The 12,551-nt window shown below is 44.2% G+C and carries 10 protein-coding genes; 3 read left to right on the top strand and 7 right to left on the bottom strand.

Annotated features, from left to right (window positions below):
• Positions 1 to 80: 80 nt before the first annotated feature.
• The 3 genes from pepT to GO816_RS13890 all read right to left on the bottom strand — a co-directional run bounded on the left by pepT (position 81) and on the right by GO816_RS13890 (position 3,276).
• Positions 81 to 1,322, bottom strand: coding sequence for a peptidase T (pepT, locus tag GO816_RS13900; RefSeq protein ID WP_157542540.1), 1,242 nt, complete (start codon positions 1,320 to 1,322; stop codon positions 81 to 83).
• A gap of 63 nt (positions 1,323 to 1,385) precedes the next feature.
• On the bottom strand, positions 1,386 to 2,702 hold the full coding sequence (locus GO816_RS18985) for a TonB family protein (RefSeq protein ID WP_157542539.1): 1,317 nt from the start codon (positions 2,700 to 2,702) through the stop codon (positions 1,386 to 1,388).
• Entirely contained in the window at positions 2,692 to 3,276 is a 585-nt protein-coding gene (locus tag GO816_RS13890; RefSeq protein ID WP_157542538.1) for an RNA polymerase sigma factor, read from the bottom strand. Before GO816_RS13890 ends, GO816_RS18985 begins: the two co-directional genes overlap by 11 nt.
• A gap of 89 nt (positions 3,277 to 3,365) precedes the next feature.
• On the opposite strand from GO816_RS13890, the gene GO816_RS13885 reads away from it, so the two are divergent.
• Both GO816_RS13885 and GO816_RS13880 read left to right on the top strand, forming a co-directional pair.
• Entirely contained in the window at positions 3,366 to 5,282 is a 1,917-nt protein-coding gene (locus GO816_RS13885) for a YfbK domain-containing protein (protein WP_157542537.1), read from the top strand.
• A gap of 128 nt (positions 5,283 to 5,410) precedes the next feature.
• A complete protein-coding gene (locus GO816_RS13880; RefSeq protein WP_157542536.1) occupies positions 5,411 to 5,785 on the top strand; it encodes an MmcQ/YjbR family DNA-binding protein in 375 nt (124 codons plus the stop codon).
• Positions 5,786 to 6,031: 246 nt separating this feature from the next.
• Here the strand turns inward: GO816_RS13880 and GO816_RS13875 are convergent, their stop codons facing one another.
• Positions 6,032 to 8,635: a ligase-associated DNA damage response DEXH box helicase gene (locus tag GO816_RS13875; protein WP_157542535.1), complete on the bottom strand. Its 2,604-nt coding sequence runs from the start codon at positions 8,633 to 8,635 to the stop codon at positions 6,032 to 6,034.
• A 75-nt stretch (positions 8,636 to 8,710) separates the two neighbouring features.
• On the opposite strand from GO816_RS13875, the gene GO816_RS13870 reads away from it, so the two are divergent.
• Positions 8,711 to 9,334 (top strand): hypothetical protein, encoded by a 624-nt coding sequence (locus tag GO816_RS13870; protein ID WP_157542534.1) that lies wholly within the window; start codon positions 8,711 to 8,713, stop codon positions 9,332 to 9,334.
• Here GO816_RS13870 and GO816_RS13865 read toward each other — a convergent pair.
• The 3 genes from GO816_RS13865 to GO816_RS13855 all read right to left on the bottom strand — a co-directional run bounded on the left by GO816_RS13865 (position 9,328) and on the right by GO816_RS13855 (position 12,504).
• Positions 9,328 to 9,825 carry a DUF2059 domain-containing protein gene (locus GO816_RS13865; protein WP_157542533.1) on the bottom strand — a complete coding sequence of 166 codons (498 nt, stop codon included), beginning with the start codon at positions 9,823 to 9,825 and terminating at the stop codon, positions 9,328 to 9,330. The genes GO816_RS13870 and GO816_RS13865 overlap by 7 nt on opposite strands.
• Before the next feature lie 52 nt (positions 9,826 to 9,877).
• Complete coding sequence (locus GO816_RS13860) at positions 9,878 to 10,645, bottom strand: exodeoxyribonuclease III (protein WP_157542532.1); 768 nt, start codon at positions 10,643 to 10,645, stop codon at positions 9,878 to 9,880.
• A gap of 203 nt (positions 10,646 to 10,848) precedes the next feature.
• On the bottom strand, positions 10,849 to 12,504 hold the full coding sequence (locus GO816_RS13855; RefSeq protein WP_157542531.1) for a glutamine--tRNA ligase/YqeY domain fusion protein: 1,656 nt from the start codon (positions 12,502 to 12,504) through the stop codon (positions 10,849 to 10,851).
• Positions 12,505 to 12,551: the final 47 nt, after the last annotated feature.

Here is a 12,551-nt window from a genome sequence, read left to right as displayed (position 1 = left end):
GAGTTACAACTATCGTGCAAATAGTGCGTACTCATACAAGCCGGCTTACTACCCGGAAAAAAAGCATGCCAAAATCAAGGCTAGCTTTTTTCTTCCCAAATTGTACAAAGGTGTAATATAGTTTCCACAGCCTTTTGCATATCCTGAACTGATACCCATTCCTGCCGACCATGAAAGGCATGTTCGCCGGCAAAAATATTTGGCGTTGGTAATCCCATTAAAGATAAACGGGAGCCATCTGTTCCGCCGCGTATACTGCATAGTTTAGCCCTAAGCCCCGTGCGGTTAATGGCTTCCATACCATATTCCACAATTTGCGGATGCTGATCAAGCACCTGCTTCATATTGCGGTATTGTTCTTTTACTACAAGTTCATAGGTAGCTTCGGGGTAGTTTTGCAGTACTTGTTCTGCTACGTACTTAATGACGCCGGCATGCTGGGTTAGTAAGGCTTCATCAAAATCGCGGATAATGAAATCGATAGTAGCTTGTTCAACGTGGCCGCTTATGTTAACCGGGTGCACAAAGCCCTCCATTCCCTCGGTTCCTTCGGGCGAAAGCTCATAAGGCAGTGCGGCAATAATTTGCCCGGCTATTTTAATAGCACTTTGCATTTGTCCTTTGGCAAAGCCGGGATGTGCGCTTACACCCTTAATAATAAGTTTTGCACCATCGGCCGAAAATGTTTCATTCTCCATGTTTCCGGCTGTTTCACCGTCAATAGTGTAAGCGGCAAATGCACCCAGCTTTTCAAGGTCAACCTTGTCAACACCGCGGCCTATTTCTTCATCGGGCGTAAACAGTATGCGGATGTCACCATGTTTAATATCAGGTTTATTCATCAACTGGTAGCACGCGTCCATAATTTCAGCAACACCTGCTTTATTATCCGCACCCAAAAGGGTAGTGCCGCTGGCAGTTATAATATCGTTGCCTAACTGGTTCTTAAGTTCGGGATGATTTTTTGGTTTAAGCACCTGTGTAGTGTCATCAGGCAAGACTAAATCATCGCCATTATAATTGTGATGTATGATAGGTTTTACACCTTGGCCGCTACAATCAGGAGAGGTATCCATGTGCGAGCAAAAGCAAATTACAGGCACGTTTTTGTTAGTTTTTGATGGTATGGTGGCGTATACATAGCCATATTCATCAAGGTGGGCATCAGTAACGCCCATTTCCTGTAATTCCTGTACCAGTATACGACCCAGGTCTTTCTGTTTTTCGGTAGATGGGTAAGTTGCCGATTCGGGGTCAGATTGTGTATCGATAGTTACGTAACGTAAGAAACGCTCGGTAACGGTAAAGTTTAATGGCTTCATAAGCAATGCATGTTTGTTGCAAAAATGAAATTTTTATTTGGCTTGACCGTGCTAAGTGAGCAATTACTCCTTACGGAACCTGACGCGAAGCTTTACTGTTTCGGGCTTGCCATTGGCATTAGGCCGCCACCTCGGGCCGTTTTTAATTAAATCAATTGCCTTTTCATCCATAACAGCACCCATGCTTTTTAATACCTCGAAATCATTTAGCGTTCCATTAGTGCCAACAATGAAGCTTAAACGCACCACACCAGTTTGGCCGTTACTTACACGTGCTTCTTTATTCAGGTAATTGTAAAGGTTTTGCCAGCCATCGGCAGGGTGCGCTTCTTGTAATACCTCCTGAGGTTCACGCGGGCGCCCGTAGCCAATAGCCATAACTTCAGATAGTGATTGATGGTTTTGCTTCAATATAACGTTTAAGCTGTCTTTACTTCCCAGTTTAACTTGTTGTGTGTTGTATCCGATAAAGGCAATGCTAAGTTCATCTTTGTCGGTTGCGGCAATTTTAAAACGGCCTTGTGCATCGGTATTAACGCCCAAACCGCTCGAATTTACTTTCACTGTAACGCCAGCTAAGGGTTGCTTGCCATCTTCATCTAAAATTTGGCCGGTTATTATTTTTGCCTGGTTAGCCTGCTTATTATAACTCGACGTGCCCCTTAAAACTATTTGAGGCGATGTAATTGGTGCCGCTTTTACCTGTATGCCTGCAATTCTGCCGGCCAAAGCCTGAGGAAGCGTTTTTGATAGTAACGAATCGTTATGAGCATTCTGTAACTCTTTTTTGGCCTTAAAAACATCAGCGGTCAACAGTTTACTTTTCATTTTTGCCGAAGTATCCTTTCCCGGAACAAGAAATCTCATTTGCACATCGTCCTCAATTGCAGAGGATGCTACAGCCTCGTTGGCTTCTGTTACAGGTGATGGTTGTACAAAGCGTTGTGTAGCCGGGGCCGACGGTTTGATTACCGCAATAGGCTCTTGCTTAAATTGTTGAGGGGCCGAAGATACCGCTGGTTTATTTTTAACAACAGTTGTTTTGTCGGCAGCAGGGAGCTTTGGTTGATTAGCAGCAGGACGATAGTTGAGAAGCCACCAGCCCCCAATGCTTAAAAACACAAGTATTGATGCAGCAATGCTAAAGGCTGGCCACAAGCTTACGCGCTTTTGTTTCGGCTCAATGCGCTGTTGCAGGGTTCGCTGTAACTCGGCAAGATTTGACTCCTGACTTTTTTCAATTAACTGGTAACCTTCCAATGCTTCAGCCAGAAAAGGGTCATTTAGCGCGCGGCGTTCCAGCTCGTGCATGGCACGTGCGTCAAGTTCTCCGTTCAGGTACTTTTGTATCAGTAATATGTCGGGTGTTTTATTGCTCACGACTATTTTCCAGACAAATTTTTAAATTACGTTTTCCGTTTTGTATGTAACTCTTTACCTCGTTTAAGGTGTAGCCCGTTATGTCGGCTACCTCTTTATAACACTTTTCTTTTATATAAAATAAATCAACGCTCTGCTTTTGCTGGGGCGATAACTGCTGCATACACTTTTCTAATTGTTGTATACCGGCTTCATTATCCATTGCGTCATCATCATCATTATGATGCAAAACAAAAGGAAATTCCATAACCTCATCTATACTCAACGTTTGGTTTTTTTTGTTAGCGCGTAGCTGCATAAGGCAAAAGTTGCGGCTTAATACAAAAAGCCAGCTCCTGAACTGCTTTACATCGTGCTTGTGTATTTTGGTGATGAGCTCCTCAAATATCTGCATAACGGCATCTTTACTTTGCTCCTCATCCTGCAGATATTTTAAACACACACCGTAAACCAGCGGCATGTATTGTTGGTAAAGTTGGCCCAGCACGCTTAGGTCGCCCGTTTGGCGGTAGCGTTGCAGCAGCGCGTCATCGTCCACTGTGTCTGGCTTAATATTTTTACTGAACCAACTCATTAGTAATGGCTGTAAAATAATTTTTTTATCCGGCTTATGGAAATTGGTATGCAACTGCATCCTAAGTGCAAAACCATACTTAAACAGCCATGAAAAAAATTCTGTTACTATTTATTGCATTGGGTATTTTAAACAGCGCCCGTGCAACCGACCGCACTGTTACCGGCCATGTTAACGATGCAAACAGCCAGCAACCATTAATGGGGGTACAGGTAAAATTAGATGATACTAAAACGAGTGTTTTAACAAACGCTAAGGGTGCATTTTCCATCCAGGTTCCGCAGGGGGTACATAAACTTTCATTTACTTACCTGGGGTATAGCACAAAAACCATTGTGCTGAACAAGCAAAGTAAGATAACGGTGTACCTAAAATCACAAAGCGGTAACCTTAACGAGATAACAGTTATGTCACGGAATGCAGACCCTGCAGTAGTGTGTGCTGAGCCTGCAGCAATCCATAACCAGTTACAGGGCCGTGTTTACGGTTTAGCTGCTACGGCAAAAAGTAAAGTTGCATCATCGCAACGCTTTGTAACGCCAATTGTGGGCAATTACCCGGTTACTCAAGAACAGGAAAGCTATAAGGGTGTTGCTGAAAATGGTTTTCAAAACCCGAAAGATAACCCGCTTTCAACATTTTCTATTGATGTGGATGCTGCTTCATACAGTAATGTGCGCCGGTTTATTAATAACGGGCAAATGCCGCCAAAAGATGCTGTGCGTATTGAGGAGATGATTAATTATTTTAGTTACAACCTGCCCGCCCCTTCAAATGGAGAACCGGTTGCCATACATACCGAATTATCAACAGCACCATGGAATTCGCAGCACCGCCTGCTTCGCATTGGCTTAAAGGCACGGGTAGTGCAAACTGATAAGTTGCCGGCATCTAACTTAGTTTTCCTGGTTGATGTTTCGGGCTCAATGGATGCGCCTAACAAATTGCCGTTATTGCAATCGTCGCTTAAAATGCTGGTAGATCAGCTGCGCCCGCAAGATAAAGTAGCTATTGTAGTTTATGCGGGTGCTGCCGGTTTAATATTGCCATCAACGCCAGGCAATCAAAAAACTACCATCAAAGATGCTATTGACCGGTTACATGCCGGTGGCTCTACCGCAGGTGGCGAAGGTATAAAACTGGCTTACCGCACTGCAAAGCAAAACTTTTTAAAAGCAGGAAATAACCGTGTAATACTGGCAACCGACGGTGACTTTAACGTTGGTGCTTCAACCGATGAGGATATGGAAAAACTGATAGAGCAGGAGCGTAAAAGCGGTGTGTTTTTATCAGTACTAGGTTATGGTATGGGAAATTATAAGGACAGTAAAATGGAAACCCTTGCAGATAAAGGTAATGGTAATTATGCTTACATAGACAATATTACAGAAGCCCGCAAAACCTTGGTGAGCGAATTTGGAGGCACTTTATTTACCGTGGCCAAAGATGTAAAACTACAACTGGAATTTAACCCGGCTAAAGTAGCTTCCTACCGCCTTATTGGGTATGAAAACCGCATGCTGAATAAAGAAGATTTTAATAATGATTTGAAAGATGCTGGAGACATGGGCGCCGGGCACAATGTAACAGCACTTTATGAAATTATACCGGCGGGAGTACACGATAGATTTACCCACAGCGTAGACCCACTGAAGTATCAAAAACAGGAAGCCAAAGTAGATTATGTTTCTAACGACATGCTTACCATAAAGTTCCGTTATAAAGAGCCTAATGGATTGGTGAGTAAATTAAGCCAGGCAATAGTTTTAGATAAGCCTGTAAGCCTGCAAAGCACCTCTGTGGATTTTCGCTTTGCCGCTGCTGTAGCCGAAGTAGGTATGCTGTTGCGGGAATCGGAATTTAAGCAAAATTCAAAGTACGACGATGCTATTAAATTGGCCCGCGCCGCCAAAGGAGACGACCATGAAGGCTACCGCGCAGAATTCATAAAATTGGCCGAAAGCGCAAGGTTGTTAAGTAAAAGCTCTTTAGCGTCTGTTGAATAGATATCATAAAATCTCCTTCGAAATGCGGAGGAGATTTTTTTTAAACGGTTATAAAGATTCAAGCCTTCTTTGATACATTTGAAAGGAATGCAATTTAAGTCCCTCTTTATAGAGGGTATGGAGGCTTTATGAATATTGAAGACGTACGCAACTATTGCCTGCAAAAGCAAGGGGTAACTGAGAGTTTTCCGTTTGGCCCGGAAACGTTGGTTTTTAAAGTAGGCGAAAGGTTATTTTTATTGATTGGCCTGGATACGGCTAACCGTTTTAACGTGAAGTGCGACCCCGAACGGGCTGTTGAATTGCGTGAGCAATTTACTGAAGTGCAGCCCGGCTATCACATGAATAAGCGCCACTGGAACACCGTTTATACGGATGGGGCACTTAGCCGCAAGCAACTGTGTGAGATGATAGACCACTCATACACCCTTGTAGCTAACAGCCTGCCCAAAAAATTAAAGCAGGAGTTGTTTGGTAACCACCAGGCAAATGAAAATGCTTAGCTTAAACAATAGTTTTTTTGTTGTTAGCTACTACAACTACGTTGGCAACAACTAAAAGGGTAATTAGGGCAATCATCATGGCTTTATAAGTTAAATTAATTAATCAGGTTAAGGCAAAACGTATTCCACAATCAAAAAGTGTCTTTCACGAAGATTTACAATGATTTTGTACTATCAATAGTAAAAGCGTGAGGAAGGCTTGCCCCAAAGAGGGTAAGAATTGAGTAATCAAAATATGTGATGCCGTTACGGACGCTTGCGTCGGCGTGGCTTGACAGGTTCGGGCGTAGGCTCCATAGGCTCGTCAAAGTTCTCATGAGCATTGTAGGTACGGGCCATTTTAGCAACTCGTTCTTCCAGGCTTTCCATTGTAATTTTCTCGCGAAGACGATCAACCATAATAGGAAAGGCAAATGGCGTGGGCCGTTCAAGTACCTTGATAACTACGTCCTGTTTTTGAATACGTTGCAAGGCCTCACGCAACCTAAATTCTTCCAGCTGAAAGGCCAGTGCCTCATTAAATGCCTGCCTTACCAGCAGGTTGTCCGGCTCATACTCTCTGAAAACATCAAATAACAAACCGCTGCTTGCCTGTAAGTGCCGGTTCTTCAATGGCTGGCCAGGGTAACCGTTGAAAATCAATCCGCCAATTTGAGCAATGTCTCTAAAACGTCGCCTCGCCATTTCATTAGCGTTAAGGCTGTGTTGAATGTCATCTAGCAAATTATGAATGGTAAAAAGGTCATCTTCCAAAGCCTCCATTAACGGTATGGGTTCATCAGTAAGTAGCTCAAAGCCGTAATCGTTCATGGCAATGCTGTAAGTGGCCTTTCGTATTTTACCCATACGGTAAGCAATCAATGACGCCATGCCCTCGTGAACCAGTCGTCCTTCAAACGGATAAACAAAAAGGTGATACCCATCCCGCGATTCAAAAGATTCAATTAACAAATCAGTTTTGCGCGGAAGATGTGATAACTGCTCCTGCAGGTTAAATAATGAGCGTAGAGCAACCACCTCCTCATCTTTTTCTAAATGCTGGGCAACCTCGTCTAACTTGTCGCGCAGTACTGATGATAGTTGCGAAGAGAGGGGCATACGGCCGCCTGCCCAACTGGGTATAAGGCCCTTGGCCTTGCTTGACTTTCTTACAATGGCCGTCATGTCTTTAAGCTGTACAAATTCAAGACTACGGCCGGCAAACCAAAAGGTATCGCCTGGCTTAAGTTTGGCAACAAAGCCTTCTTCAATTGATCCTAATGAGCCGCCATGCAACATCTTTACCCTCAATGTTGCATAGCTGGTAATGGTGCCTATGCTAAATCTGTGACGCATAGCCACGCGTCGGCTGTTAACCTTGTACAATCCGTCCTCAACCTCAACCTTTAAAAATTCATCGTACTGTGACAGCGTAGCGCCGCCGGTTGTGATAAAGCCAAGTAGCTCATTAAACTCGGTACGGCGTAAGTCGGCGAAAGCGTAGGTGGATTTTATTTCTTCGTAAAGCTCGTCGGCCCTGAAGCCGTCTGATACGGCCAGGGTTACCATGTACTGAATAAGTACATCAATAGCCAGCAAAACCGGGTCGCGGCTTTCAAACTGCTGGTTGGCAATAGCTTGTTTGAGTGCTGCACCTTCCAGTAATTCAAGCGAATGCGTAGGAATATAGTACGCCCGTGAAACCGCCCCCGGATGGTGACCGCTGCGCCCGGCGCGTTGCATAAAGCGGGCCACACCTTTAGGGCTGCCCACCTGCACCACCGTGTCAACAGGCCTGAAATCCACCCCCAGGTCAAGGCTTGAAGTACAAACCACCAGTTTAAGCGTTCCCTCGTGCAGGGCTTGCTCTACCCAGTTGCGTAAATCATTATCTAACGATCCGTGGTGCATGGCCATTATGCCTGCATACTCAGGATAGCTGTTGAGGATGGCATGATACCATATTTCAGATTGAGCACGGGTGTTGGTAAATATGAGCGTAGTTTTACTGTTGGCTACAATTTCCATAACCTCGGGCAATAGTTTTAAGCCAATGTGCCCCGTCCACGAGTAATTTTCTACGTCCTGCGGAATGACTGATCGTATATCAAGTTTCTTTTCAATATGTGCACGCACCATCTTCATCCGTTCAGGCGGAAACCTGGTGCCAAGCAATACCTCGGCCGCTTGTTCGAGGTTGCCGATGGTAGCACTTATGCCCCATGTTTGGAGTTGCATTTGTCCTGTTGGCGGTTGCAGCTTTTCAGAAGTTGGATTTTTAGCTGTTAGTTTTTTTTCAGGCAGTTGAGTTCCGGTAACCGACAGATGGCGGAGTTTTGATAGCCCCAGTTCTATTTGTACACCGCGCTTGGTTCCGAGTAATTCATGCCACTCATCAATTACAACAACGTTCAGGTTTTTGAAAACACTTGGATAATCTTTTTGAGCCAGCATTAAGTGTAAGCTTTCAGGAGTAGTAAGCAACACTTCCGGAAGCTTCTTGCGCAGGGCCTGCTTTTCGGCAGCTGATGTATCGCCGGTGCGGGTACCTATGCGCCAGGGCAGGCCAACCTCATCGCACACCTCTTGCATGGCTTTGCGTATATCATTGGTTAACGCTCGCAAAGGTGTTATCCACAGCATTAGCAAGCCGTTGTTGGTACGGGTTTGGTACGTATCAGGGTATTGATTAATATAGCCAACCAAAAAAGGTAAAAACAGGGCAAAGGTTTTACCACTACCCGTAGGGGCATTAAGCAAACCCGAGTAGCCGGCAAGGTAGGAATCCTGCATTTCCTGTTGAAATGGAAACTGCCGCCAGCCCTTTTGCTTAAACCAGTTGCCTATTATTTGCTGCCCTTTGCTCTTCATTGCTGTAATAATACAAAGCAACCTTTATTTGGTTGCAATTGAACACTAACAGCCTCAAAATTGTATAACTATATTATGGCACGATTTACTGTTTTACTCCTCGCTGCTGTAAGCTTTATGGCTTGCAATCAGCCCGCTTCAAAAAATGTAAAAGCTGAGCAGACCACTGTTACGTCAAGCAGCACTAGTAGTGAGGTTGATAAGAGTTCGGTTTCCAACAACCAGCTCATTGTTCCGGGTAAATCCATTGGGCAAACTGCATTGAATGATAACGGTGCCGATGTTACGCGGCGCTTGGGCCGCCCTGATGCAGGTGATGCTGCCATGGGCAAATCAATGTCAATATGGTATGCTAATCATGATAGTACCAGTTACGAAACCATGATATTTACCTCGCGGCAAATGGGTACTGAGGATGAAACCAGTCGTGTAAAACAAATAAGGATTACATCGCCGTGGTTTGTTACTAAAGACAGCGTTAAGGTAGGATCAAGCTTTGAACAAATTGAAGATCTATATCAGCCTAAAAAGACAGCATGGTTTAAAAAAGACTTGAAAAAGTATGAAATTTACCAGGCCAACGGCATAGCCTTCGAAATAAATAACGAGCAAAAGTGTACGGCAATAATGGTGTTCACTCCTGATGTTAAACCGGGCGCCACCTACCTGCCGTTTTATGACAACCTAAATATTTACTGACCTGGAAAGGCTTTTTTAAGCTCTTCCTGAAACTCGGGCAAATGTGCCTGCATACGGCTTTGGCCTAACTGAATACCCCGTTGCATTAATGCTGATAGCTTTTGATTTACTTTCCTACCGGTTGGGGTTAAGTAAAATTTGGTAATGTCTTTAAGTTCCTGCTCGGTAAACTCTTCAGCATAAATTTTGGCAAGGTCATTCTTTAGCATGTCATAACTCATGTATTTCTTAAGAAAGCTTGTTAAAATAAGGCTGAACTTCTCCTTGTTTTCAGCCGGTATTTGAGTACTGCTGGCGTCAATCATGCTTTTATACATGCCATCCATTTGTGTTGAAAGTCCGGTTGCCGCCAACATGTCTGCTGCTGCCTGCAGCCTTGAAGCGGGTATGGTTGTATTAGTACCAGATGGTACAGGCGCTTGTTGTGCATTAGCCGTACTAATAAATGCGCATATTATGGTAACGAACAGTATTAGTTTTTTAGTGATCATAAGGCAGGTGTTTTAGGTATACTGATATAAAGAAATATGGACTGGTAAATTATTAAACATCCAGCTCAAGTAAAACCGGGCAATGGTCTGAGTGACGGGCCTCGGGTAATATGGCGGCGCGTTTGATAGCGCTTTGTAACTCGGCAGTAACCATATTATAATCAATGCGCCAGCCCAGGTTTTTTGCACGGGCGTTAGCTCTGAAACTCCACCAGGTGTAATTATGCGGCTCTTGGTTAAGATAACGGAAACTGTCTACAAATCCCATTTCTATAAAGCGATCCATCCAGGCGCGCTCCTCGGGTAAAAAGCCCGACGAATTTGCGTTTGATTTGGGGTTATGTATATCAATAGGTCTGTGGCAAATATTATAATCGCCGCAAACTACCAGTTTTGGGTAAGCCCATTTCAACTGGTTAAGGTATTCGCCAAACTCATCTAAAAACCGGTACTTAAATACCTGGCGCTCATCACCGCTTGAACCCGAGGGAAAGTATACGCTCATTACCGAGATGTCTTCAAAATCAACCCTTATGCAGCGACCTTCATTGTCAAAATCTTCAATACCGCAACCGTATTCAACATGCTTGGGGGTATGTTTAGTAAAAATTGCGGTACCGCTGTAACCCTTTTTTTGTGCCGGATACCAGTAATGCTGATAACCCAACTGCTCAACCAAAAACAAATCGGTAAGTACTTCGGGTGTAGCTTTAATTTCTTGTAAGCAAACAACATCGGCATCAGTAGCCTGCAGCCAGGTAAGCCAGCCTTTGGTTATGGCCGAACGGATGCCGTTTACATTATAAGTAACAATTTTCATATCAACTTAATGCTTGGTTGGGTTACAATACCAACCACCAACTAAAATATTTATAAAAAAGAATGTCATGTCGACGAAGGAGAAATCTTTTCGAAGCTATTAGCTTATCAATTCGAAAAGATCTCTCGCTGTCGTTCGAGATGACATGGTTTTATTGTTTTCTTCTTCAGCCTGATATCGGTGGCAACATCGGCCGTCACCATTTACTTCTTTACCCAGCCGTCTTTCAACGTAACGGTGCGGTTAAACACCAGCTTTTCATCGGTTGAAAGTTCATCTAAAGTAAAATAGCCTTTGCGGATAAATTGGTAGCCTTTACCTGGTAAGGCCTCAGCCAAATCGGGTTCAACAAAGGCGTTTATAATTTGCAAGCTGTTAGGGTTCAGGTCATCTTTAAAATCGCCTTCTTCCGCAGCCGGATTTTCTGATTTAAACAGGCGGTCGTACAAACGCACCTCGGCGGTTTTTGCGCCGGGTACGCTTACCCAATGTATGGTACCTTTAACGTTAATGCCGCTGGTATCATTACCTGATTTTGATTCGGGTATATAAGTACAATGCACCTCTGTTACGTTGCCGTCGGCATCTTTCACAAAGCTCTCACATTTTACAATGTAAGCGTGCTTTAAGCGTACCATAAGGCCAACACCGAGGCGGAAGAATTTTTTCGGTGGAACCTCCATAAAGTCTTCACGCTCAATATAAAGCTCATTGCTAAACGGAATATCGCGTCCGCCTTCGCCACCCTCAACCTCCGGATTGTTTTCGCCATGCAGGGTTTCGGTTTGCCCTTCAGGGTAGTTGGTGATAACCAGTTTAATTGGGTCCAAAACAGCCATACGGCGCCATGCAGTTTTGTTTAAATCCTCACGGATGCAAAACTCCAGTAAGCCTACGTCTATCAGATTTTCGCGCTTGGCTACGCCAATGCGCTCACAAAACTCGCGTATAGATGCCGGCGTATAACCACGGCGACGCAAGCCGCTTATAGTTGGCATGCGCGGATCGTCCCAATCTTCAACATGGCCTTCATTTACCAGTTGCAGTAACTTGCGCTTGCTCATTACTGTGTAGGTAAGGTTTAAGCGGGCAAACTCATACTGGCGAGAAGGAAAAATCTCTAACTTATCAATAAACCACTCGTAAAGCGGGCGGTGCGGAATAAATTCAAGCGTACAAATAGAGTGTGTGATTTCCTCAATAGCGTCTGACTGGCCGTGAGCAAAATCATACATTGGGTAAATGCACCATTTATCACCTGTACGGTGATGATGGGCATGACGTATGCGGTACATCAGCGGATCGCGCAGGTGCATGTTAGGTGAGGCCAGGTCAACCTTTGCACGCAGTACTTTAGCTCCATCAGGGTATTTACCCGCTTTCATTTCTTCAAAAAGCTGCACGTTTTCTTCAATACTGCGGCTGCGGTACTGGTTTGGGGTGCCGGGCTCGGTAGGCGTACCTTTCTGAGCCGCTATTTCTTCAGGAGTACTATCATCAACATAAGCTAAACCCTGTTTAACCAGGTTTAAGGCAAATGCGTACAGTACATCAAAATAATCAGATGCATACAGCTCATTAGCCCATTCAAAGCCAAGCCAGCGTACATCTTCTTTTATACTTTCTACGTACTCGGTGTCTTCGGTAACAGGGTTGGTATCATCAAACCGTAAATTGGTTTTACCGTTGTAACGCTGCGCAAGCCCAAAGTTTAAGCATATTGATTTAGCATGCCCAATGTGCAGGTATCCATTAGGCTCGGGAGGAAAACGCGTATGTATACGGCCATTGTTTTTGCCGGTTTGCAAGTCGTTCTCTACAATTTCTTCAATAAAATTAAGTGCTCTTTCTTCAGTCATACTTTGTATGTGTACTTAGGCAAATGTAGTAAAAAATAGCGCTTACA

The organism is Mucilaginibacter aquatilis, from assembly GCF_009755275.1.
Classification (GTDB): domain Bacteria; phylum Bacteroidota; class Bacteroidia; order Sphingobacteriales; family Sphingobacteriaceae; genus Mucilaginibacter; species Mucilaginibacter aquatilis.
Note: the sequence above shows the minus strand (reverse complement) of the source record. Positions and strands in the feature narration are given on the sequence as shown.

Excerpts from the sequence above, each read along its gene's own strand:
- GO816_RS13880 (WP_157542536.1), top strand. The coding sequence starts at position 5,411 with ATGAATATTGAAGACGTACGCAACTATTGCCTGCAAAAGCAAGGGGTA.
- GO816_RS13865 (WP_157542533.1), bottom strand. The coding sequence starts at position 9,825 with ATGATCACTAAAAAACTAATACTGTTCGTTACCATAATATGCGCATTT.
- GO816_RS13855 (WP_157542531.1), bottom strand. The coding sequence starts at position 12,504 with ATGACTGAAGAAAGAGCACTTAATTTTATTGAAGAAATTGTAGAGAAC.
- GO816_RS13885 (WP_157542537.1), top strand. The coding sequence starts at position 3,366 with ATGAAAAAAATTCTGTTACTATTTATTGCATTGGGTATTTTAAACAGC.
- pepT (WP_157542540.1), bottom strand. The coding sequence starts at position 1,322 with ATGAAGCCATTAAACTTTACCGTTACCGAGCGTTTCTTACGTTACGTA.
- GO816_RS13870 (WP_157542534.1), top strand. The coding sequence starts at position 8,711 with ATGGCACGATTTACTGTTTTACTCCTCGCTGCTGTAAGCTTTATGGCT.
- GO816_RS13890 (WP_157542538.1), bottom strand. The coding sequence starts at position 3,276 with ATGAGTTGGTTCAGTAAAAATATTAAGCCAGACACAGTGGACGATGAC.
- GO816_RS13875 (WP_157542535.1), bottom strand. The coding sequence starts at position 8,635 with ATGAAGAGCAAAGGGCAGCAAATAATAGGCAACTGGTTTAAGCAAAAG.
- GO816_RS13860 (WP_157542532.1), bottom strand. The coding sequence starts at position 10,645 with ATGAAAATTGTTACTTATAATGTAAACGGCATCCGTTCGGCCATAACC.